We start from the raw sequence: 21,827 nt of genomic DNA, 5'->3' as shown, positions 1-21,827 counted from the left end.
AGGTCTCCCAAGACCAATGCACATGTTGAAAGGTTCATACAGACGGTGGAGAAGGAACTGTGGATGATAGAAGGGACTGAGCCGACAGTTGATGAAATGAACAGGAAACTATTTAGGTATCTAAGCTTTTACAACTTCGTTAGGCCTCATCAAGGTCTTGGTTATAAGACTCCAGTAGAGAAGTTTGAGGAATATATTAAAAAACTCCAGGGTGTCCACCATGTATTGAACGAGAACAAAGCCTTGACAATAAAGGAATTAAATAGTATTTTCGTCTTAAGGTATTGAAAATCCAAAGTAAAACCCATTTAGGAGGGAGTGGCATGACAAAAAGCGAACTCGTAGCAGCTATTGCCGAAAAGGCAGGAATTAGAAAGAAGGATGCAGAAGCAGCTCTCAATGCCTTCATCCAAGTTGTTGAGGAAGCTCTTAAGAAGGGGGACAAAATAGAAATTAGGGGATTTGGAACCTTCCTCATGAAGGAGAGAGCTCCAAGGGTTGCAAGGAATCCAAAAACTGGAGAAAAAGTGGAAGTTCCTGCTAAATTGGTTCCTGCCTTTAAGCCTGGAAAGGACCTAAAAGAAGCAACAGAAAAGGAAATCAAGAAGTAAATTTAGGGGGCTTGCCCCCCTATTTGGCTTCGTTAAGCTATTTTCCATAGCAATCAGGATAATTGTTACTATAGGAAACTTTTGGAATTTCTAAGGTTCTAAAATTACACCCTAATTAATAAAACTGTTGGTTCTTGCAAATGAATACTAATTTCAACAAATTAAGTTAAAATTAGAACGGAACTTGAATTTCGGTATGAGGTAAGGGAAATTGAAAGAAACCTCAACAAGGTTAGTTTTGCACTTTCCAAAGGAAACCTGGGATAAACCGGTAATCTATAAGCTTGTGAAGGACTACGACCTTATTGTAAACATACTCAGGGCTGAAATTCTCCCTAAGATGGAAGGCTCTGCAGTTGTGGAGCTCCGTGGAGACAGAAAAAAGATAGGAGAAGCTGTAAAGTTTCTAAGGAATCTAAAGATAAAAATAAAACCCTTAGAGCTTGATATCTTCAGAGAGGACGAAAAGTGCGTTCACTGTGGAGCGTGCATAGCTCCCTGTCCTACGAATGCCTTCTATTTAGACCCTAAAACCTACAGGGTCGAGTTTGACAAGGATAAGTGTGTGGGCTGTGGGCACTGCATTCCAGCCTGTCCTTTGAGAATCATATACTCTGCGGAGTTTTAAGTGCTTATGGCTTCAAAGGAAACTCCTATTACCTTTGAAATCCCTGGAACCTCCATAGTTATTCCATAAATTGAATCTGCAGCCTCCATAGTCAGCTTGTTGTGGGTTACAACGATAACCTGAGTCTCCTCCGCCATCTGTTTCAGAAGTTCTGTAAACCTTAGAGTATTGACATCGTCAAGGGCTGCATCCACCTCGTCCAAAACAACGAACGGAGCCGGCCTTACAGAGTAGAGGGAATAGAGGAAGGCTATTGCAACTAAGGTTCTCTCTCCTCCCGATAGGAGATTTATATTTGCGTGTCTCTTTCCTGGAGGCTTAACCTCAATTTCAAGTCCGGCTTCCGATAGCTTTTCAGAGGTTAAGATGAGCCTACCCTTACCTCCGTTGAAAACCCTCTCAACAGTTTCTCTAAAGTGCTTATTCAACTTTTTGTAGGTTTCAAAGAACTTCTTCTCTATCTCCTCATCAAGCTTTTTGAGGGCTTCCTTCAGATTTTTAATAGATTCAATCAAGTCCTTTTCCTGCTGGAGGATGAATCCGTACCTCTCCTTAATTTTTTCGTACTCCTCAACGGCAAGCATGTTAACTGCACCCATTCTGCTTATTTTCTCCTTTAAGTTTGTGAGCTCCCTTCTTAACTCCTCCTCACTTTCTACACCTTCAGAGAGCTCCAAAGCCTCAGAAACAGAGCCATCAATTTCAACAATCTTACCAAGGAGCTCCTCCTCCTGAACCGTCAGCTTGGCAAGCTTTACTTCGGCCTCCTTCAGTTTCTTTGAAACTTCAGACAAATCCCTTTGTCTCTGCTTTAGAGCTCTCTCCTTGTTTCCCAATATCTCTAAGAGCTCTCCCCTTTTTTCCTCAAGCCTTCTCAGTTCCTCTTTAATGTCGGTTATAGCCTCATCAACCCCAGAAAGGAGTTCCTCTGTCTTTAAAAGTTCCTCCTTTGCCCTTTTAAACTCCTCTCTATCCCTCTCTAACGACTTTTCCAAGTTTGAAATCTCCCTCTGAAGGTTCCTTAAGAATCCCTCCTTTGACTTTAATTTTTCCCTGAGGGAGGAGAGCTTTTCAATTAAGACTGAAGATTCGGACCTCTCCTTTGAGAGCTCCTCCCTTAACCTGTCGTATTCCCCTTCAACCTCCTCCCTTTTTCTCTTTAACTCCCCCAACTTCGCAATTAGGGAGGTTTTTTCCTCATTTAGCTTTGAAATTTTGTCCTCAAATACCTTCTTCCTCCTTTCAAAGGACCCTATACTCTCCTTAGCCCTCTCATACTTTTCAAGGAGTTCACTCTCTCTCCTTTCAACCTCTCTAAGCCTGTTCCTCATCTCTTTCAGCTTTGATTCAGATTCAAAGAGCTCCATTCTCCTCTTCTGGAGCTCCCCCTTCAGGTCGTCAATTATCTCCCTTACTCTCTCAATTTCAGTTGCGTAATCACTCCTCCTATTGGAAAGCTCCCCTAATTCTTCTGCTATTTTCCTAACAAGCTCCCTCTTTAATTTCAACTCCCTTTCAAGCTCCAAAAATGAAAATTCTCTTCCCTTTCCTACAATACATCCCTTTGCAGAGAAAACGTTAAAGTCACCATCGATAAAAACGGAATCTGGATATTTCTCTGCCAATTTTGGTGCAGCCTCAGGTGAGTAGTAAACCTTGTGGAATAGGGCTTTTACCAAGTTTTTTACCTTACTGTCCTTCACTTTTAAGAATTTTTCAACGGGGAGAGCTCCCTCAATTTCGGGAGAGTCTGGAACTTCCGGTACAGAAGAGAACAGTAGATTAATTCTTCCCTTTCCCCTTATCCTATTCTTCACCCAGACAACGTCACCTGCACATTCTAAGACAATACCAGCTCCAAATTGACGAACGTAATTTTCAACCAACCTCTCCCAGCCGGGTTCAACCTCTAAGAAATTCAGAAGGAGTCCTAAAAATCCCTTTACTTTCCCCTCTCTTCCACTCTCAACTATCTTCTGCTCAACTTTCTTTAAGTTCATGGACGATACTATTCTTTCAGTGTTCTCAATCTCGGTATTTAGTTTAAGGAGCTCCCTCCTCTTTTCCTCCAACTTCTCTTTAAAGTCCTCAAACCTCTCCTCTTCGTCCCTCAGTTCACTCTTCTTTTCACTGAGTTTTTCTTCAATCTGAGAAATTTCACTTTTTAAATTCTCTATTTTTTCCTCAATCCTATCTATTTGGGATGCGTAGTATTTCCTTTCCTTTTCCAACTCCTGTTTCTCTAAAGGAATTCTCTTTAAAAGGGCAGATTGTGATTTAAATCTCTCCTCCTCTCTTGCAAGGTCCAACTGGAGTTTACTTACCTGAGAGTTTATCGAGGAAATTTTCCGTGAAGTTGAAATTTCTATCTCCTCCAACCTCTCCCTTTCAGCCTTTAGCTTATCCAAGTTCCCTTTAATTTCCCTCTCCCTCTTTTCCAAAATAGAGAGTTTTTTAACGAGTTTCCTCTCTTTGGAACCAAGTTCTTCAATCTCGTCCTTTAGAATGGAAATTTTGCTTAATTTTTTCTCAATTTCCTCCCTTTTCTTTTCAATTTCACCTTCCAATCTCTCAATTTCCTTCTTTAGAAACTCTCCCTTAACAGAAGCTTCCTTTTTACTCTTCTCCACCTCGTAAAGCTCACTTCTCGTCCCTTCAACCTCTCTGTTTAACTCCTCTAATTCCCTTCTCCTATCCTCAATCTCTACCTCTAAGAGAGCTCTCTCCCTCTCCAAAGATGCCCTATCCTCTTGGAAAACCTTTAGAATACCCTCTAACTTTGACTTCTCCTCCTGAACCCTTTTGAGCTTAAATCCGTAAAGAGAAAGTTCTAATTTCTTCTCCTTTTCTCTGAGTTCCTTAAATTTTTTAGCCTTTTCTGCCTGACTTTTGAGAACCCTCAGGTTCTTTGCAACCTCATCAATTATTCCCCTCGTACTCTCAAGATTCTGCTCGGCCTCTCCAAGCTGTCTTAAAGTTTCCTCTCTCCTCTCCTTAAATGGAGTAATTCCTGCAGCTTCATCTATGAGAGCCTTCCTTTCAGAGGGCTTCATTCTCAAAACTCTGTCAATCTGCCCCTGCTCAAAAAAGGCGTAGTCCCTGTTTGAGATTCCTAACTTTGAAAAGAGCTCCTGAATGTCCTTTAACCTTACCTTTTTACCATTTATGAGAAAATCACTATCACCGTCAGACTTTATTCTCCTCGTTACCTCCGTCTCCGGAACTGTTAAATCCCTTGATGAGACAACAACGGAAACTTCAGCGCTCCTCGATGGCCTTCTGCTTTCCGTTCCCTTAAAGACTAAATCCCTTATGTTGTCAGCTCTCATTCCCTTTGCTGAAGTAACCCCAACTATCCACTTTAGGGCATCAACAATGTTGCTCTTTCCGCAGCCGTTCGGTCCTACAATGCAGTTAATACCCTCTGTAAACCTTATCTCTGTTTCATCTGCAAAGGATTTAAATCCCTTCAACCTTAAACTTCTAATCAACTCTACGCTCCCTAAATTCTTTTGAAGGAAATATAATGGTACTTCAAATTTTAGGGGAGTAAAGAAAGGAGTAAGGGATGAAAAAGGTTTTACTTACCGGAGCAGCAGGGTTTATAGGAAGCAAAGTTGCCGAGAAGCTCTTGGAAAAGGGATACAAAGTGATTGGAGTGGATAACTTAAACGACTACTACGACCCAAAGTTAAAGGAGTACAGATTAAGGAAGTTGAGTGAAAATAAAAATTTCGTTTTCTACAGGGTTGATATTGAAAACAGGGGAGCTCTAAGGGTAATCTTTCAAGAAAAGAAACCGGAAGGAGTCATAAACCTTGCAGCGAGGGCTGGAGTTAGATACAGCATTGAAAATCCCTTCGTTTACGAAACGACAAACTCACTTGGAACGCTGAACCTCCTTGAACTTATGAGGGAGTTTGGAATTAAAAAGTTTGTTCTCGCTTCAACATCATCACTGTATGCAGGTCAACCTATGCCGTTTAAGGAGGACCTACCTGTAAATACCCCCATTTCCCCCTATGCAGCAAGTAAAAAGGCTGCAGAGGTTATGTCCTATACGTACCACTATCTGTACGGATTTGACGTTACCGTTGTAAGGTACTTTACAGTCTACGGACCTGCAGGAAGGCCCGACATGTGCATATTCAGGTTTATTAAGTGGATAGATGAAGGAGAACCTATAACTGTTTACGGAGATGGAACCCAGAGCAGGGACTTTACGTACGTTGACGACATAGCAGAGGGAACTATCAAAGCCTACGAAACCGAAACTGGATACGAAATTATCAACTTAGGGGGCAACCATCCCCACCAGCTGAATGAGGTTATTGAACTCATTGAAAAGTTTTTAGGAAAGAAGGCGGAAATTGTATACAAACCGTTCCACAAGGCTGACCTCAAGGCAACGTGGGCTGACATTGAAAAGGCAAGGAAAATCTTAGGCTGGGAACCAAACGTTCCATTAGAGGAGGGACTAAAGAGAACTGTAGAGTGGCACATTGAAAACAGGGAATTTGTCAGAACAATTCCCCTACCTTAAACAAAATTTTTCCTTAGTTCCTGGGGAATTAAGGAGAGAGCTCCATGTTTTAAAATCCCCTCCCTGTCCCTAATTCCGTTCACAGATTTTAAAACAATCCTTCCGTAACCCTTACCGTAGACATTTGCAAAATCATAGATAGCACCAAGAACGACAAGGAGATTTCTCCTTATTAAAATTCCGTATCTTTCAAGGGCAATTCTAACCTGCCAATTTACATTCTCCTCAATAGCCCTTAGCCAATCACTGTTAAAGTCCCCTGTCCTTTTAAACCTTGAAACGGGAATACATAAGTGATCAAGCTCTCCCCTTATGCTTTCCCTCTCATCCTCATAACCCTCTAAAAATGCCTTTATAGCCCCACAGTTGACGTGACCTAAAATGAGAAGAACGGGCGTTTTAAGGTGAAAGACTCCGTAGTCTACAGAGCCTAAGGAGTTCTCTATCTGATTTCCTATGTTTCTAATGACAAAAACCCTATTCATTACTTCCCTGGAAAGAACTGTGGGATGAACCCTTGAATCAGAACAGGTTACCAATGTTACAGTGGGATGCTGTTCTTCTATATGGTCCTCAAAAAATTCCCTTCCCCTATCTGAAACAAAGGTTTCATTGTCTAAAAGGATTTCCTTAACTACCTCTTCGGCTTTTCTTCTTTCCAACAATTCCTCCGGGAGGGCAGACCCTGTCAAGGGTCGATTCCTTAAACTTCTGCCTATCCTCAAGAACAGAGGGAAAACTCTCGGCCTTTTCCAAAATCGAGGCCATTACTTTTCTTAAATTCTCGTCCTCCGGCTCAGAAAGGGAGAAGAGAACCTTAGTTCCTTCCCTTTTTTCACTAACAAAACCGAAGTGTTTAAGTTTTACCATGTGAGCAGAAACTGTTGAAGGGGAAAAGCCCAGCACTGCCGTTATCTGACACAGGTAGGCCGGGCTTTTCTCCAAAAGTTTGAGAATTCTTATTCTCGTTTCGTCTGAAAGAACCTTTAAAGCTTCAACAAACCTTTCAAATTCCAAAGTTTACTTCCTCAATTTTGATACTACTGGTGGTTTCATTTTATCAACAATTTCTGAAGGAGATGAGTTGAGAACTTTAACGTTTTCAAAACCCTCTGAAACTAAATAGCAGAGGGCTATTGTAGCCCTTATTTTTCCAGGACAGAGTGTACACACCAACTTGTCCTTTGGAACTTCTGAGAGCCTTTCGGGAAGCTCGTTTAAAGGAATGTGAATTCCAAATGCCGTTAGTGGAGTTAAAGCCTGTTCCTCATTTGTTCTTACATCCAAAAGAATTGCCTCTCCGTTCTGCCACTTCTCAAGGAATCCATCAAGGGAGATTTTTGGTTCCTTCTCCAAAACTCCTTTAAGGTCAAACTGGGATACAAATTCCCTCAATTCCATAAACACCTCCTTAGATGAATTTTAACAGGAACTTAATTCCTAAAAGGAAAAATATAATCCCTAATAGTTTCTTTACGTGAGAGGGCTTTAAATACCTGTGGGTGATAAAAGCTCCAAGGTATCCAGCAATAACAGCTGGAATGGCAGCCCAAAGAACTATTTTCCAATCGACACTCCCTAATTTCCAGTAGGCAAGAAAACCTGTAAAGGATGAAAATAGGACAGTAAAAGGTGTAACTGAAGCTACCTTCTTTGGATGGTATCCGGCAATTATGAGCATTGGAGAGATTACTCCTCCTCCTCCAACTCCAAGTAGTCCCGAAAGGAAGCCGGCAAGAGCTCCAACGAAGGTTGGATAAACCAGGCTACTTTTCTCCTCAAATACCTCCTTTTTAGGTATGTAAACCATTGCTCCTGCAAAGAAGAGAAAGAGTGTAAAGGCAATCCCTACGATTCTTTCGGGAAGTAGGTGGGAGGTATAGGCTCCAATCGGAGAAGCAATTACTGAGGAAACAACTATAGGTATTCCGAGTCGAAAGTCTAACAAGCCTTCCTTTAGGTTATGGATAGTTGCAGAAGTCATTGAGCAGAAGTTTGCAAAGAGTCCTGCAGGTCTGGCAACTGAGAATGGAACCCCTAAGAATACTAAAATGGGAATAATTACTACAGCTGCTCCAACGCCACCGAGGGCAAATATGAAAGAAGCTACAAATGAAACTGCTCCAATGACCGGGCCGCTTACCATTCTTCCTCTCCTTGAAGTTATCTTTCGGATGTGCTAATATATTATTCAAGATTGATAATTTCGTCAATTACCTAATTTTGGGGGAGAAATTGAAAAAAACTCTTTCGATATTAACACTTTTTCTCCTCCTCTCCTCAACCGGAAATTCTATAACCCTAAAAGAGGCAGAGGAACTTTCAGTTAAAAACTACCCAGAAATAAAGAAGTTGGAACTTTTAAGGGAGAGCTCCCTTAAGGAAGCAGAGGCTGTAAGGAGGGAAAGGCTTGGAACGGTCAATCTCCTATCAACCTACACAACCTACAACAAAAACTTCATCCTGACTCCTATGTACCACATGATGAATCCTAAAAATCCCCCTCCATTTGACAGTCAGAAGTTCATCTACGGAATCAGCTACACTGCACCTATCTACTTGGGAGGAACAATTTCAAGGAGAGAGGAGATATCAAAACTGAAGTCAGAACTTTTTAAGAATTTAAAGAAGGCAACGGCATGGCAGATTAGGTTCAACGTTGACTCCTTCTATTTAACGTACTTAAAGCTTGAAAAAATAAAGGGAGCTCTAAAAAAGTACAGGGATAGTCTTAAAAAGCTCTATTCTGACGTCTCCTACGGTGTAAAACTTGGAAAGTTTGCAAAGGTTGACCTGTTAAAGGTTGAGTACTCTCTAAAAGACGTTGAATCAAGAATTTCAGAGGTAGAGGAAAACCAGAAAACAATAAAGACAGTTCTTGAAACATTCATTGGGAAGAAAATCAGCAGAATTGAACCCTACAGATTTGAATACTCACCGAAAAACTTCGAACTGACAGACCTCTACAGTGAGGCTTTAAAGAGAAACAGTCTAATTAAGTCAAAGGAGAGGAATGTAAAGATATCGGAAAAGACCAAGGAGTTAACAGCTTCGAAGTACGGCTTAAACTTCTTAATCTCTGGAACTTATACAAGGAATTATGGATTTGACTCTGGTGAAAATATTGGAGTAGGTTCATTATCCTTTGAGGTTAGATATCCGATTTTTGAATGGGGAAGAAAAAGGAGAGAAGTTCTTTCAAAGGAGTTGGAAAAGCTTTCAAAGGAGAAGGAACTCAAATCTACAGAACTTGAGATAAAGAGGGAGCTCTCAAAGGCAATTGGGAGGATAAAGTCAATTCAGTCTGACATTGAGGCTTACAGGAAAAAGTTGGACTATGCAAAGGAAGTTGAGAGAATAGAGAGGTTGAAGTACAAGAGCGGTAAGGGAGACATGGACCACCTCCTCCTTGCAGAGTCCCACCTTTACATGACGGAGGCGGAGCTCTCTGGAGCTTACTACGACTGGGAAATTGAAAAGAGAAGGATAGAAACAATACTGGAGGTTGAAGATGAAGAGCTCTAAGGCAATACTAGTCCTGGTTATTCTAATAGCTTTAGGTGTTGTTGTTGGAAAAGTTCTCATAAAGAAGAGGAGGGTGGAGCTCCTCTCGTACACACCACCTAAAAGCTACCCTTTACCAGTTGAATATGCAGTTGTAAAAAGGGGAAATATTAACGAAAGGTTTAAATACTTAGGTCAGGTTTTACCGTACACCTACGCATCCATTTCAACAAAGGTCTCCGGGACAGTTTTGAAAGTATACAAGAGGGAAGGTGAACACTTCAAAAAGGGAGAGCTCTTAGCAAGGATTGATAGTTCCGAAATTGAGAACACAATCCTTGCCCTTGAAAATCAAAAGAAGGCAAAGGAGTCCCTTTTAAAGGGTTTGGAGTCACAGCTAAAGGCGGCTGAAGTTGCGGAGAAAAATGCAAGGAACGAGTACGAAAGGGAGCTCTTTCTTTTTAGAAGGGGAGCTGTTCCAAAGGAAGCTGTTGAAAAGTATCAAAATCTCTACGAAAGTGCAAAAGCAAGGGTTGAAACCATTAAATCACAAATGAGAGAGTTAAAGCACGCCATAATTTCAATTGAAAAGCAGGAAAAATCTGTAGCTTCAAAACTGAAGTACACAGAAATCAGAGCTCTCAAAAGTGGGACAGTTGCAAACGTTCTCCTCTATCCAGGGGATGAAGCCCTCCCTGGAAAACCAATAATGAAGGTCTTTTACGACAGTGACGGATTCAGAGTTCTTGTAAACGTTCCACCAAGGGATGCAAGAGAAACTGAGTTGGGTTCTCCTGTAAAGGTAGAAGGCCTTGAAATTGGAAGAGTTGAGAAAATCTACCCTGCAGCAAACCAGAAAAACAGCCTCTACACAGTTGAAATAAGGTTAAACAAACTCAAAGGAATTAAACCGGGTGAATTAGTAGAAACTGTTTTAGAGGGGAAAAGCTACGAAGGTTTTGTTCTTCCCTATTCAGCAATTCTCCACCTAAAGGATGGAAGTTACGTTTTAACCGTTCAGGGACATTCAGTAAAGGCCGTTCCAGTTAAGGTAATAAAGAGGGTAAACAACAGGGTAGTCGTTTCAGGTAACCTATTGGAAGGTGAAAAGGTAGTAGTTGGAAGGGAAAGCAAGCTGTTAGAGGTTTTAAGGGTTAAGAATGTAAACCTTGTGGAGGCCTTCAATGGGTAAATTGGTTGACTGGTACGTAAAAAAACCTCACGGCGTTTTGGCATTCATCCTATTCTTCTGTGCAATAGGCATTATAGGTTACATAGAGATACCGAGAAAGTTCTTTCCGGATGCAAATAGACCTCAAATAGCCGTTGTAACAGTTGAGCCTGGAGCTTCTGCTGAGGATGTAGCATCCCATATAACAAGGCCTATTGAGGAGAGGTTAAAGACTTTAGACCTTGTAAGAACTGTTCGCTCAGTTTCAAAGGATGAGGTTTCGGTTGTAACTGTCGAGTTTGAGTACAAGAAGGGAATAGACTCTGCAGCAACCGACGTTTCAAACGAACTCTCAAAGGTTCTCCCATTTCTCCCTAAGGATATCCTCCCTCCACAGGTTTACAAAATTACAGATGCAACGCAGCCAGTTTTAATCCTTGCAGTCTATCCCAAAAAGGGTTCTCACCTCTCCCTTGCACAAGTTAGGGAATTGGCTGAAAACGAGATAAAGGATGAACTCCTTAACCTCCCTCACGTTTCCGATGTTGAGGTATTTGGAGGATACCAGAGGGAAATTCGAATTTATCCCAACTACATAAAAATGGCCAAATACCACATAACTCTAAAACAGCTTGCTGACGCCGTTAGACAGAACAACAGAAACGCTCCAGTTGGACTCCTCATAAGCAAGGACGGCCTTTTAATGTTAAAGTTAGAGGATGAGGCCAAGAGAATTGAGGAATTAAAGGATATTTACATTAAACCAAACGTACAGCTTAAGGACGTTGCAAAGGTAGAGTGGGGGTACAAGGACAGACTTTCAGCCTACCACGGAAACGGACATAGGGCCATTGGAATATCTATTCTCCGCTCTCCAAAAGGTTACGAGCTTCCAGCAATAAAGTCTGTTATGGCATTTCTACCGAAACTCAAAAAGGAGTATCCACAACTTAACTTTGAAGTTGCAGATACTCAAGAATGGCTGATAGAGCTCTCTAACAAAAACATGTTGGAAAGCTTAAGGGATGCCGTTGTATTTACACTCCTCGTCATATTCATTTTCTTAGCAAACGTAAGAATGCTAATAGTTTCGTTCTTCTCAATTCCTGTAACCTACTTAATAACAATAGGACTTATGTGGCTCTTTGGATTCAACTTCAACATCGTAACACTGACGGCCGTTATCCTCGCCTTAGGTATGCTTACAGATGATGCAGTTGTTGTACTTGAAAACATCGAAAGGCACTACTTTGAACTTAAAAAGGACATCTGGCAGGCAACGATAGATGGAACAAAGGAGATAATGCTTGCCGTTTTAAGTGGAACGTACACAACGGTTGCAATGTTGATTCCCATAGTCTTTATAGGTGGATACGTTCAACACATACTAAGACCCCTTTCGCTAACCTTGATTATTGCCCTTGTCGTTTCATACGTAGTTGCAGTAACGGTAATTCCAATTGTTGCTCCTTATATCTTGAAGAAAACACCCGATAAGAACTGGCTAGAGAGAAAAATCTACGATTACTTTGTTAAGGCAGTAGTTTATAGATTGAGGAATTTCTATGCAGGAATAACAGAGCCTTTACTTCCCCACTTCTGGCTCAAACTGATAGTTGTAGTTGTTGGATTTTTCCTTTTTGTGATAACGATGAAAAACGTAATTCCCGTTTTGGGAAGGGATTTAATGCCACCTATGGATACTGGAATTGTCATAGTTAGAGCAGAAACGGATTCAAATACATCCCTTGAGAAAACTGAGAAAGTTTTATCAAAAATGGAAAAGGTTCTCTATTCAATGCCTGGTGTTGTAAGGGTTTCATCAACTATAGGTTCTGAACCTGGAGTCCTATCCTTTGGAAGTGGAAAAACTCCTCAGCAGATAGAAATGAAAATTCAGTTTGTAGATAGGTTCCACAGGAAAAAGACAATCTGGCAGATTGAGGAGGAGCTCCGTCAAAAGTTCCATCAAATTCCAGACCTCAGATACGTAACAATAATGGACTTTGGAGCAACACCTCTATCATCAATTGCCTCAACAATTGATGAAATGATTTACGGAAGAGACCCTAAAGTTCTTGACAAACTCGCAGAGAGATTATCAGGTCTTCTTAAAAAGGTTCGTGGAATAACAGATATTTCAAGAAACTGGTACCTCGATAAAAAAGAGGTAATAATTCAGATTGATTCAAACAGAGCAGCAAACTACGGACTTACTCCACTCCAAATAGCTTCCTACGTAGGAGGATTCGTAAGGGGAATTCCTGCTTCCTCATTTGTTGTTCCTATGGAAAATGGAATCATCATAAGGCTAATCCTGCCTAACGATGAAAGGGATTTTGCAGATAAGTTGAAGTCTGTTCCTATTCCTACAAAAAAGGGTTTTGTTCCCCTTTCTTACTTTGTGAAATTAAAAGAGCAGAATACTCAAAGCAGAATTACTCATCAGGACTTACTCAATACTGTAGATGTTTACGGTTACCGTTCAACAGCTCCAACAACATTCCTTCAAATGCAGGTAAACAAGTTAGAAAACAAGCTTTTAGAACTTCCTGTAGGATACGGAATTTCTCACGAGGGTGAAATCAAGCAGATGAAGGAGAGCTTTACAAGATTGATGCACTCTCTTCTAATAGGAATAATCATTCTCTACTTCTCACTAGTACCTGCATTTTCCTCGTTTACCTATCCAATATCTATAGTTGCAGCAATTCCACTTGCTATGATTGGAGCAGCCTTCTCAATGCTCCTTGCCCACAAACCCCAGTGTATGCCTTCCTTTATGGGAATGATTCTCCTTGCAGGAATCATCGTTAAAAACTCTATCCTTCTCATAGACTTCTTCAAGTGGGCAAAGGAGCAGGGACAGTCAACAAAGGATGCAGTTATAAACTCTATAAAAATCAGGACTCGTCCCGTTTTAATGACAGCATTTGGAACGGCCGTTGGTATGATTCCCATTGCCCTGGGATGGGCGTTAGGACTTGAGAGGTTAGCTCCCCTCGCAGTGGTAGCAATCGGGGGACTCATCTTTGGAACGTTTATGACCCTCTTCTTCGTTCCCGTATTAGTATCCCTCATCGAGGATATAAGGGATTACCTGATTAGAAAACCTCAGGAGGCAGAAGAGAAGTGAAAATAGGTTTTATATGTACCGGAAACTCTGCAAGAAGCCAGATGGCTGAGGGTTTTGCTAAATACTACGCAAAGAAATTAGGAAAGAACGTTGAAGTTTACTCGGCAGGCTCAAGTCCTGCCGGATACGTACATCCCCTTGCAGTAGAGGTTATGAGGGAGATTGGAATTGATATATCAAAACAAAAATCCAAATCCCTTGAAGAAATTCCTTTAAATAAACTTGACCTAACTGTAACCCTTTGTGGAGATGCAGCTGAGAACTGTCCTATTGTACCTAGAGCTAACGTCCAACATTGGAGACTTTTCGACCCGGTAAGGGTGGAAGGAACAATAGAAGAAAAATTAAAAGCCTTTAGAGAGGTTAGAAACGAAGTTATCAAACGTGTGAAGAAACTTATTGAATCTCTATAAATTTCAAATATTTCTACTTCCAAGTTTTTCTATTAAGTAATTTTCCTGATTCCTTAATTGTACAAATGTCAAAATATTCAGGACGCTTAATATAATTAAAATCATTATTGATTTCCACTTAAATTTATTTATAATTATTTAAAAATTATTAAGGAGGTACTATGAAGAAACTATTAAGACTACTCTTTCTCTCAAACGTCAAAATCAGACTATCCTACCCACTTAGAATGGCACTATTCTTCTGGTTAATCGTCGGTTTTTTCTTAATTAGTGCTTACTACGTATTAACTGTAAAATATCCTGTTAATGTAGGAGCCGTTAAAATAATAAAGGACCTATTTCTATATGCATTGCTTCTTAGTTTTTTCCCTTTTCTATTTACTATAATTTACACTGTAAATGCATCGAAAGATTATGAAACTGTAGAAAACCTAGCAAAAGAACTGGCAAGGGGGAATTTGGAAACTAAGATGAATATCAGCTATTTAGCTGATAGGGATTTAGTAAGTATCTATGAAGCCCTTGAAAAATTAAGAAAAAGCTTAATCCTTTCTAAAGAGTTGTACTTAAAGAATAAAAAGCTATAGCTTGCATAAATTAAATTACTGGAATTAAGTTATATGTGTTTAAAACTGTGCTAAAGGGAGGTCAATCTGCAGGACTGGATTTTGAACTTACTCATAGCTCTACCGGGGATACTTTGGGCTCTTACAATTCACGAGTTTGCCCACGGTTACGTGGCATACAAAATAGGGGACCCTACACCAAAACTTGCAGGAAGGTTAACTTTAAATCCGATTGCCCACATAGACCTATTAGGTTTTATTGCTCTATTTTTAGTTCACTTTGGATGGGCAAAGCCGGTTCCGATTAATCCTAGAAATTTCACCAAGGTTTCCTCATGGAGAACGGGAGAAATTTTAGTCTCATTTGCAGGACCTTTAGCTAACTTCTTGAGTGCTTTTGTTAGCGCTCTACTCCTCAAGTACCTCCCATTTTACGCCATTTCTCCATCAATCTCTGAACCCCTCTTTTTGATGCTCAAATACTCCCTGTTTATAAATGTAGCATTCGGAATTTTTAACCTTTTACCGATTCCTCCCCTCGATGGTTCAAAAATCTTAGAAGCTATCCTTCCATACAAATACTGGATTCAGTACAAGAAAATTGAACCTTACGGCCCTATCATTCTGATAATTTTAATTATTACCCCTGTTATAAACTGGATTTTAATTCCTCTTGTAGATGGATTTGTTAGAGTAATTCTAACTTTAACCTGATTGCAGAGGTAAGGTTGCTATTTAAAGAACTTATAAAGAAAAAGAGGGATGGAGAGGAACTCTCTAAAGAAGAAATAGACTTCATAGTTAAATCCTACACAAGGGGTGAAACACCAGACTATCAGATGGCTGCCCTTCTGATGGCAGTCTTCTTCAGGGGGCTTAACTACAACGAAACCCTCTACTTAACCGATTCTATGCTGAATTCGGGAGTGAAAATAGAGGTAAAGACAAGAGGAACGTTGGTTGATAAACACAGTACCGGCGGAATTGGTGATAAGGTTTCCCTGGTCATAGCTCCCGTTTTGGCAGAGTTGGGATTTAAGGCTCCACTTCTTGCAGGGAGAGCTCTTGGATTTACAGGTGGAACGATAGATAAGTTGGAAAGTACGGGAATGAAGGTGGAGCTCTCCTCTGACGAAATCTCGGAAGTTGTTGAGAAGTTTGGATTTTCAATATCAGCTCAGACTCCTGAAATAGCACCTGCCGATAGAAAGATATACTCCCTCAGGGATGCTACTGCAACGGTTGAGAGTATTCCTCTAATTGTGTCGAGTATTTTAAGTAAAAAGCTTGCAGTAAATACAGATGCAATTGTTTTTGACGTAAAAGTGGGAAGCGGTGCATTTATGAAGACGATGGAAAGGGCTGAGGAGCTTGCAAAGGGATTGGTTGAGGTGAGTAAGCTCTACGGTAAAAGGGCTGGAGCTCTGATAACGGAGATGGGGCAACCTTTGGGACTCTTTGCAGGAAATCTTTTAGAGGTAAGAGAAGCCTTAGATGCGTTAGGTGGAAGTATAGAGCCTGACCTTTTAGAGGTTGTTTCCTCCTTGGTTGGAGCTCTCTACGAGCTTACGGAGAGGGGAAGCTTTGAGGAAGGGAAACGGGACGCCGAAATGGTAATAAGGGAAGGAAGGGCAAGAGACAGGTTTGTAAGTTGGATTGAGTATTTAGGTGGAGACCTTCAAAGGGAAGTGAATGCAAAGAGACTCTTAGTTGAATCTCCACTAAGTGGATACGTTCAGTCGATAGATGGTGAAAGTTTAGGATGGCTTGTGGTAGAGATGGGAGGAGGAAGGAAAAGGGCTGAGGATAGTATAGACTACTCCGTTGGACTGGCGTTTTTCAAAAAGATAGGGGACAAGGTAGAGAAGGGAGAACCTATTGGAGAAATTTACTACAACAGAGGAAACGTTGAGGAGTTTAAAAGGAAGTTCCTATCCTCCTACAGAATAGGGAATGAAAAGGTTGACAAGCCAAGGATAATAAAGAAGTTCGTTCAATAACAATTTGAAGTTTCAGATTTCCTCTCTATTTTCTATCTTTCACAACAGCAATTTAAAGGAGGAGTTTTGGAGAGAACGAAATTCCAAAAATTTCTTGAAATAGTTGCCTCTGTAATAGGCGTTTTAGCCCTGTTGATTACTGCCTTGGGCTACCCTCAGGTTGGATTCGTAATAGCCCTTTTTGCATCTGCCCTCTATGCGACTTACGGTTACTTAACGAAGCAGTACGGAATAATGGTAAGCTCTCTAATCTATGGAACTGTTGAGATTGTAGGGATAATAAGGTGGGTGTTCATAGGAGTAAACAATGGAAGTTGATAAAAGGCCGAGAATCCTCCTTTCAAACGATGATGGGATAAGGTCGGAAGGACTGAAGGTTCTTTACGAAGCTCTGAGTGAGTTTGCAGATGTTACAGTTGTGGCTCCAGATAGGGAAAGGAGTGCAGTTGGAAGGGCACTTACGCTCCACAGGCCTTTAAGGTGCGAAAAGGTTGATGAGAACTGGTATGCAGTTGATGGAACACCGACAAGCTGTGTCTACATAGGAATCCATGCCATTATGAAGAGAAAGCCGGACATGGTAGTTGGTGGAATAAACAGGGGACCGAACTTGGGAGAGGACATAACCTACTCTGGAACCGTTTCAATTGCGATGGAGGGAGCTCTCCTTGGAATTCCATCGATTGCCTTCTCCCTTGCAACATTTAAGGACTTCCAATGGGAAAGTGCAGCAAGGTGGGCTAAGAGAATTTCAAAGAGGGTTTTAGAGGAGGGAATTCCCGAAGGGTGCTGTTTAAACGTAAACATTCCAAACCTTCCTTACGAGGAGGTGAAGGGAGTTCAGGTCACGAGACAGGGAAAAAAGGACTACACCGAAAGGGTTGAAGAGAGGAGAGACCCCTGGGGAAGGGTGTACTACTGGATAGGTGGAGAGGAACCAAACTGGAAGGCTGAGCCTGGAACGGACTACTGGGCAGTTAAAAATGGATACGTTTCAATAACTCCAATCCATTTGGACCTGACAGACTACAGAGCTCTTGAAATCCTGAAAAACTACGAGTGGTAGATGAAGTTTCTAACAGTTGCTTTCTGGAAGGCCTTAGCATTAAAGTACGGAGTTTATGCTTTAGCTTTTAATGCCTTCATAGAGGCAATCTTTTTCCCTATACCGCCTGACGTTCTCCTTATTACACTCTGCTTAACAAATCCAGAAAATTCATTTCTCTATGCAATCGTTGCAACCCTCTTTTCCTCGTTGGGTGGCGTTGTTGGCTACTACGTAGGCTACTTCGGGGGAAAGCCCCTTGCAGAGAGGTTCTTCGGGGAGGAAAAGGTCAAAAAGGTCCACAGGCTCTACGAGTCCTACGAGAGTGTAATAATTCTCCTTGCAGGATTTTCTCCCCTTCCATATAAACTCTTTACAGTAACGTCTGGGGTTCTCTTTGCATCCCTTAAGAAACTCTTTATCTTCTCCCTAATTGGAAGGGGAAGCAGGTTCTTCGCTGAGGGAGCTCTGATATACTTTTTCGGTGAGGATGTAAAGAACTTTGCACTGAGAAACTTGAACCTAATATCCTTAATAATTGGTCTTCTGATTTTGGTCAGCTTTATAATCTACAGAAGGTATAGAAAGGGTGTTCTTCCATGAGTAGAAGAGGCTTCTTTAAACTGTTAGGAAAGTCAATAGCTCAGGCTGCAGCCGAATTTACCTACGAGGCAACAAAACCCAACAAAGAGTACGTTAGGCCTCCGGGAAGTGCAGATGAGGATACATTCTTAAAGCTCTGTACAAAGTGTGGAGAGTGTGTAAAGAGCTGTCCGACGGGGGTTTTGAATTTAGTGAAGGACATGCATCCCGTCGTTTTAGATACTCCATACATGAACTTTGAAAACAACTACTGTGAAAAGTGCTACAGTTGCATAGATGCCTGTAAGAGTGGAGCTCTCAAAAGGGAAAACCTTGAAAAGTTTAAGTTGGTGGCAAGGCTTAAAAAAGAGACCTGTGTAGCCTTTGAACACATATTCTGCCAGAGCTGTTACTGGAGCTGTCCTAAGATGGATAGAGCAATTACACTAATTGATGTAACCTATCCCGAATTTCACTCTGAACACTGTATTGGCTGCGGGAGGTGTATCCACTCCTGTCCCACAAATCCAAAATCGATAGAGATGGTGAAGGTTGAAGTCAAAGGGGAAGGTTAAGGTTCAGGAAGCCCTAAAAAAAATAGAGAAAGGAAGTGTTGGAGATAAAATATTCATTTACGGTCCTGAGGACTACTTAACGGAACAGTTTTTAAAGAAGTTTTCTAAAAGGTGGAAGACAGAGAATTTCTACCCTGAAAACATTAACGAGTTTTTCTCCTTTACCGGAACTTCTCTCTTTGGAGAGTCTCCCGTTCCGGTAATCGTTCACGGGGAGCTCCTTCCCTCAGTAATAAAAGGTAAAAAACAGATAGAAAAGTTTCTCCAAAAGTTGAAGGGGCTTAATAAGTTTATAGTTGCATCCTTTTCAGACTTAGACTACAGGAGTTTAAAGGGAGAGCTCTTTTCGGGAATTTTAAACCTTTCGGAAGTAGTTATCTATTCGGATTTTTACTCAGAAAGTGCATTGAAGAAACTTTTAAGGAAAAAACTTTTAGAGAAAAACGTATCCGATGAAATACTTTCCCTAATAGTTGAAACTGTTGGAGCAGAACTTAGGGAGCTCCGAAACGAAACTGACAAGCTCCTGAACTATCCTGGGGAACTTAATGAAGAAGTAGTCAAGCTTCTCCTCTCATCAAGTGGAAAGGTAAACGTGTTTGAACTAATATTCCTTCTCATCAATGGAGAAGAGAGGGAATACCTGAATAAAATTAACAAACTTTTAAACGAAGGAACAGAACCCCTCCAAATTATAGGTTTATTTCAGACACAAACGAGACAAATCGTTAACGTTCTATCTGGGAGACAGGTAAAACTTCCAAAGGAAGTCCTCAAGAAAGTTCAGTTGGCATCGGGAAAAATGGGAATTTTAAAGGCCCTAAAATTACTGAAAACCCTAAATGAGACTGAGTTTTCGGTGAAAATGGGAAAGTTAACAGGGGATGAAGCCCTTAAGCGGTTAATTTTTGAATTCAGAAGCTTTTAACATAAATTTCCTTTCAAACGAAATGGGAGGTTGAATGGCAACACTTTTTTACTTTATAGTAGCCCTCGGAGTTCTGATATTTGTCCATGAACTTGGACACTTCTTAGCTGCAAGGTTCTTTGGCGTAAGAGTTGAAACATTCTCAATAGGTTTTGGACCAAAACTCTTTAAGTTCAGATGTTGCGAAACGGAGTTTGCAGTAAGCCTCATCCCCTTAGGTGGATACGTTAAAATGGCAGGGGAGGACCCCGATAAACCTCCAAAAAGTCCCGATGAGTTCTACGCAAAACCTCCCTGGCAGAGAATAGTTATAGCATTGGCAGGTCCTCTAATGAACCTCCTTCTGGCAGTCCTCTTTTTTGCTGCATCGTACACGATTGGAAGGTACGTTCCTTCGTACCAGGTGGAATCTGCAAGGGTGGGATTTGTCCTTTCTGAAAAAGTTCCGCTAAAACCTGGGGATTTAATATTGGAGGTTAACGGTAAAAGAGTCAAAAACTGGAAGGAGTTTAATCAGATAGTTTCCCTTAACCCTGATAGAGACTTAAGGATAAAGATTAAGAGGGGAAACAAAGTTGAGGAGATTAAAGTTCACACGTTAGTTGATAAAAAGAACGGAATAGGGGTTCTGCCGATAGTCCCGGCTGTAAAACCTGTAATAGGAAAGGTTCTTCCCAATTCGCCAGCCGATAGGGCGGGATTAAAGCCGGGAGATGTTATTCTTAAAATAAACGGAGTGGAAATCACAAGGTGGGAACAGGTTGTAAGGACAATAGGAGAGAGCAACGGAAAGGAGGTAGAGCTCCTCATTCTTAGAAACGGAAAACAACTGACGTTAAAGGTTAAGCCGGAGTTTAACAAAAAGTATGGAAGATACACGATTGGTATTGTTCCAAAAGTAGATTTGGTATTCATGAAGTATCCCTTATCAGAATCACTAAAGAAGAGCGTAGAGGAATTCAAAGCCCAGACCAACCTCTTTTTCACATTTCTCTACAAACTCATCACAGGACAGGCATCTATAAAGAGTTTAGGTGGGCCAATTTTGATAGCTGAAGTTGCAGGAAAGGCTGCACAGGCCGGAATCTCAAATTTCCTCTACTTTATGGGATTTATCAGCCTTCAGTTAGGATACTTCAACTTAATTCCCCTTCCCGTTTTAGACGGGGGACTTATCCTGCTGTTCCTCATAGAAATTCTGAAAGGGAGGAGTCTATCGCCACAGTTCAGGGAAAAGTTCCAACAGGTTGGCCTATTGATTTTAGGGCTTTTAATGATAATAGTTTTCTACAACGACATAATGAGATTGGTTAGCCAATGAAGAGGGAAAGGTTAGACAAACTGTTAGTTGAAAGGGGTATTGTAAGGAGCAGAGAGAGGGCTAAGGCTCTCATAATGGCAGGGAAGGTTCTTGTTAACGGAAAGGTTGTTGATAAGGCAGGAACTTCGGTCCCTATTGATTCAAAAATTGAATTAAAGGGAGAGGACATTCCCTACGTTTCAAGGGGGGGTTTAAAGTTAGAGACGGCAATTAAGGAATTTGGATTGGACGTTACTGGATTTACATGCCTTGACGTTGGAGCGTCAACGGGAGGATTCACAGACTGCCTTTTAAAGCATGGAGCTAAGAAGGTTTACGCTGTTGATGTTGGAAGGGGACAGCTTGATTGGAAGCTGAGAAACGATGAAAGGGTAATTTCAATTGAGGGATTTAATGCAAGGTACCTAACGGAAAAGGAAGTTCCTGAAAAGGTTGACCTCATTACGATTGACGTTTCGTTTATATCCCTTGAGAAGATTCTCCCCGTTGTAAAGAAATTTTTAAAACCTAACGGAAGGATAGTTGCCCTTATAAAACCTCAGTTTGAGCTTTCAAAAAGAGAGGTCGATAAGGGAAAAGGAGTTATTAAAAGTCAGGAACTCCACAAGAAAGCAATAAATAAAGTTCTCAACTTCTCAAGGAGAATAGGACTATTTCCTGAAAAATTAACCGTCTCTAAACCAAAAGGACCAAAAGGCAACAAAGAGTTTCTAACACTTCTATCTCAAGATAGCAAATATGATTTAGTGGACAAAAATACCATAGAAAAAGTTGTAAGGATTAAAATTGACTAAGAAAAATTTT

23 protein-coding genes are annotated in these 21,827 nt (G+C 40.9%); 18 read left to right on the top strand and 5 right to left on the bottom strand.

The features are described 5' to 3' along the window. From FN732_RS07235 to FN732_RS07225, 3 genes are all read left to right on the top strand, one after another. Nucleotides 1–288: integrase core domain-containing protein (locus tag FN732_RS07235; RefSeq protein ID WP_142935900.1), on the top strand; the 288-nt coding region annotated here is incomplete at its 5' end. A 35-nt stretch (nt 289–323) separates the two neighbouring features. Beyond that, nucleotides 324–611 (top strand): HU family DNA-binding protein, encoded by a 288-nt coding sequence (locus FN732_RS07230; protein ID WP_142935899.1) that lies wholly within the window; start codon nt 324–326, stop codon nt 609–611. Between the two features lie 211 nt (nt 612–822). After that, nucleotides 823–1,239, top strand: coding sequence for an NIL domain-containing protein (locus FN732_RS07225; protein WP_142935898.1), 417 nt, complete (start codon nt 823–825; stop codon nt 1,237–1,239). Here FN732_RS07225 and smc read toward each other — a convergent pair. Further along, nucleotides 1,236–4,730: a chromosome segregation protein SMC gene (gene smc, locus FN732_RS07220; RefSeq protein ID WP_142935897.1), complete on the bottom strand. Its 3,495-nt coding sequence runs from the start codon at nt 4,728–4,730 to the stop codon at nt 1,236–1,238. The genes FN732_RS07225 and smc overlap by 4 nt on opposite strands. Nucleotides 4,731–4,807: 77 nt before the next feature. On the opposite strand from smc, the gene FN732_RS07215 reads away from it, so the two are divergent. Beyond that, on the top strand, nt 4,808–5,782 hold the full coding sequence (locus FN732_RS07215) for a GDP-mannose 4,6-dehydratase (protein WP_142935896.1): 975 nt from the start codon (nt 4,808–4,810) through the stop codon (nt 5,780–5,782). Here the strand turns inward: FN732_RS07215 and FN732_RS07210 are convergent. Genes FN732_RS07210 through FN732_RS07195 form a run of 4 tightly spaced genes read right to left on the bottom strand, consistent with a single transcriptional unit; the run spans nt 5,779 to nt 7,928 of the window. Then, the gene (locus FN732_RS07210; RefSeq protein ID WP_185954283.1) at nt 5,779–6,444 is read right to left on the bottom strand and encodes a carbonic anhydrase; all 666 of its coding nucleotides are present in this window, start codon (nt 6,442–6,444) and stop codon (nt 5,779–5,781) included. The two genes, FN732_RS07215 and FN732_RS07210, sit on opposite strands and share 4 nt — an antisense overlap. Further along, nucleotides 6,413–6,799 carry an ArsR/SmtB family transcription factor gene (locus FN732_RS07205; protein ID WP_142935894.1) on the bottom strand — a complete coding sequence of 129 codons (387 nt, stop codon included), beginning with the start codon at nt 6,797–6,799 and terminating at the stop codon, nt 6,413–6,415. The genes FN732_RS07210 and FN732_RS07205 overlap by 32 nt, the downstream gene beginning before the upstream one ends. A 3-nt stretch (nt 6,800–6,802) precedes the next feature. After that, the gene (locus FN732_RS07200; protein WP_142935893.1) at nt 6,803–7,183 is read right to left on the bottom strand and encodes a rhodanese-like domain-containing protein; all 381 of its coding nucleotides are present in this window, start codon (nt 7,181–7,183) and stop codon (nt 6,803–6,805) included. 10 nt (nt 7,184–7,193) lie between these two features. Beyond that, nucleotides 7,194–7,928, bottom strand: coding sequence for a sulfite exporter TauE/SafE family protein (locus tag FN732_RS07195; RefSeq protein ID WP_142935892.1), 735 nt, complete (start codon nt 7,926–7,928; stop codon nt 7,194–7,196). A gap of 89 nt (nt 7,929–8,017) precedes the next feature. Between FN732_RS07195 and FN732_RS07190 the strand changes: the two genes are divergently transcribed. The 14 genes from FN732_RS07190 to FN732_RS07125 all read left to right on the top strand — a co-directional run bounded on the left by FN732_RS07190 (nt 8,018) and on the right by FN732_RS07125 (nt 21,817). Then, on the top strand, nt 8,018–9,307 hold the full coding sequence (locus FN732_RS07190; RefSeq protein WP_185954282.1) for a TolC family protein: 1,290 nt from the start codon (nt 8,018–8,020) through the stop codon (nt 9,305–9,307). Beyond that, complete coding sequence (locus FN732_RS07185) at nt 9,294–10,478, top strand: efflux RND transporter periplasmic adaptor subunit (RefSeq protein WP_142935890.1); 1,185 nt, start codon at nt 9,294–9,296, stop codon at nt 10,476–10,478. The genes FN732_RS07190 and FN732_RS07185 overlap by 14 nt, the downstream gene beginning before the upstream one ends. Then, complete coding sequence (locus FN732_RS07180) at nt 10,471–13,593, top strand: efflux RND transporter permease subunit (RefSeq protein ID WP_142935889.1); 3,123 nt, start codon at nt 10,471–10,473, stop codon at nt 13,591–13,593. The genes FN732_RS07185 and FN732_RS07180 overlap by 8 nt, the downstream gene beginning before the upstream one ends. Beyond that, a complete protein-coding gene (locus FN732_RS07175) occupies nt 13,590–14,006 on the top strand; it encodes an arsenate reductase ArsC (RefSeq protein ID WP_142935888.1) in 417 nt (138 codons plus the stop codon). The genes FN732_RS07180 and FN732_RS07175 overlap by 4 nt, the downstream gene beginning before the upstream one ends. A 161-nt stretch (nt 14,007–14,167) precedes the next feature. Continuing rightward, entirely contained in the window at nt 14,168–14,593 is a 426-nt protein-coding gene (locus tag FN732_RS07170; protein WP_142935887.1) for a histidine kinase, read from the top strand. Between the two features lie 81 nt (nt 14,594–14,674). Next, entirely contained in the window at nt 14,675–15,286 is a 612-nt protein-coding gene (locus tag FN732_RS07165; RefSeq protein WP_246051349.1) for a site-2 protease family protein, read from the top strand. Nucleotides 15,287–15,300: 14 nt separating this feature from the next. Continuing rightward, nucleotides 15,301–16,572, top strand: a complete 1,272-nt coding sequence (locus FN732_RS07160) for a thymidine phosphorylase (RefSeq protein WP_185954281.1) — start codon at nt 15,301–15,303, stop codon at nt 16,570–16,572. 66 nt (nt 16,573–16,638) lie between these two features. Further along, nucleotides 16,639–16,890 (top strand): nicotinamide mononucleotide transporter, encoded by a 252-nt coding sequence (locus FN732_RS07155; RefSeq protein ID WP_142935884.1) that lies wholly within the window; start codon nt 16,639–16,641, stop codon nt 16,888–16,890. Then, a complete protein-coding gene (surE, locus tag FN732_RS07150; protein WP_142935883.1) occupies nt 16,880–17,638 on the top strand; it encodes a 5'/3'-nucleotidase SurE in 759 nt (252 codons plus the stop codon). Before FN732_RS07155 ends, surE begins: the two co-directional genes overlap by 11 nt. Continuing rightward, nucleotides 17,639–18,220, top strand: coding sequence for a YqaA family protein (locus FN732_RS07145; protein WP_142935882.1), 582 nt, complete (start codon nt 17,639–17,641; stop codon nt 18,218–18,220). Further along, nucleotides 18,217–18,774: a 4Fe-4S dicluster domain-containing protein gene (locus FN732_RS07140; protein WP_142935881.1), complete on the top strand. Its 558-nt coding sequence runs from the start codon at nt 18,217–18,219 to the stop codon at nt 18,772–18,774. The genes FN732_RS07145 and FN732_RS07140 overlap by 4 nt, the downstream gene beginning before the upstream one ends. Further along, nucleotides 18,752–19,702, top strand: coding sequence for a DNA polymerase III subunit delta (holA, locus tag FN732_RS07135; RefSeq protein ID WP_142935880.1), 951 nt, complete (start codon nt 18,752–18,754; stop codon nt 19,700–19,702). The genes FN732_RS07140 and holA overlap by 23 nt, the downstream gene beginning before the upstream one ends. Before the next feature lie 34 nt (nt 19,703–19,736). Further along, complete coding sequence (gene rseP, locus FN732_RS07130; protein WP_142935879.1) at nt 19,737–21,023, top strand: RIP metalloprotease RseP; 1,287 nt, start codon at nt 19,737–19,739, stop codon at nt 21,021–21,023. After that, the gene (locus FN732_RS07125; RefSeq protein ID WP_142935878.1) at nt 21,020–21,817 is read left to right on the top strand and encodes a TlyA family RNA methyltransferase; all 798 of its coding nucleotides are present in this window, start codon (nt 21,020–21,022) and stop codon (nt 21,815–21,817) included. The genes rseP and FN732_RS07125 overlap by 4 nt, the downstream gene beginning before the upstream one ends. Nucleotides 21,818–21,827: the final 10 nt, after the last annotated feature.

The sequence above is a fragment of the Balnearium lithotrophicum genome (assembly GCF_900182585.1).
Classification (GTDB): domain Bacteria; phylum Aquificota; class Aquificia; order Desulfurobacteriales; family Desulfurobacteriaceae; genus Balnearium; species Balnearium lithotrophicum.
The sequence above is the reverse complement of the archived record's forward strand: the minus strand, read 5'-3'. Positions and strand labels throughout refer to the sequence as shown.

Bases quoted from the DNA above. Each gene is read 5' to 3' on its own strand.
- rseP (WP_142935879.1), top strand. From the start codon at position 19,737: ATGGCAACACTTTTTTACTTTATAGTAGCCCTCGGAGTTCTGATATTT.
- FN732_RS07180 (WP_142935889.1), top strand. From the start codon at position 10,471: ATGGGTAAATTGGTTGACTGGTACGTAAAAAAACCTCACGGCGTTTTG.
- surE (WP_142935883.1), top strand. From the start codon at position 16,880: ATGGAAGTTGATAAAAGGCCGAGAATCCTCCTTTCAAACGATGATGGG.
- FN732_RS07170 (WP_142935887.1), top strand. From the start codon at position 14,168: ATGAAGAAACTATTAAGACTACTCTTTCTCTCAAACGTCAAAATCAGA.
- FN732_RS07145 (WP_142935882.1), top strand. From the start codon at position 17,639: ATGAAGTTTCTAACAGTTGCTTTCTGGAAGGCCTTAGCATTAAAGTAC.
- FN732_RS07185 (WP_142935890.1), top strand. From the start codon at position 9,294: ATGAAGAGCTCTAAGGCAATACTAGTCCTGGTTATTCTAATAGCTTTA.
- FN732_RS07125 (WP_142935878.1), top strand. From the start codon at position 21,020: ATGAAGAGGGAAAGGTTAGACAAACTGTTAGTTGAAAGGGGTATTGTA.
- FN732_RS07140 (WP_142935881.1), top strand. From the start codon at position 18,217: ATGAGTAGAAGAGGCTTCTTTAAACTGTTAGGAAAGTCAATAGCTCAG.
- FN732_RS07200 (WP_142935893.1), bottom strand. From the start codon at position 7,183: ATGGAATTGAGGGAATTTGTATCCCAGTTTGACCTTAAAGGAGTTTTG.
- FN732_RS07230 (WP_142935899.1), top strand. From the start codon at position 324: ATGACAAAAAGCGAACTCGTAGCAGCTATTGCCGAAAAGGCAGGAATT.
- FN732_RS07195 (WP_142935892.1), bottom strand. From the start codon at position 7,928: ATGGTAAGCGGCCCGGTCATTGGAGCAGTTTCATTTGTAGCTTCTTTC.
- FN732_RS07215 (WP_142935896.1), top strand. From the start codon at position 4,808: ATGAAAAAGGTTTTACTTACCGGAGCAGCAGGGTTTATAGGAAGCAAA.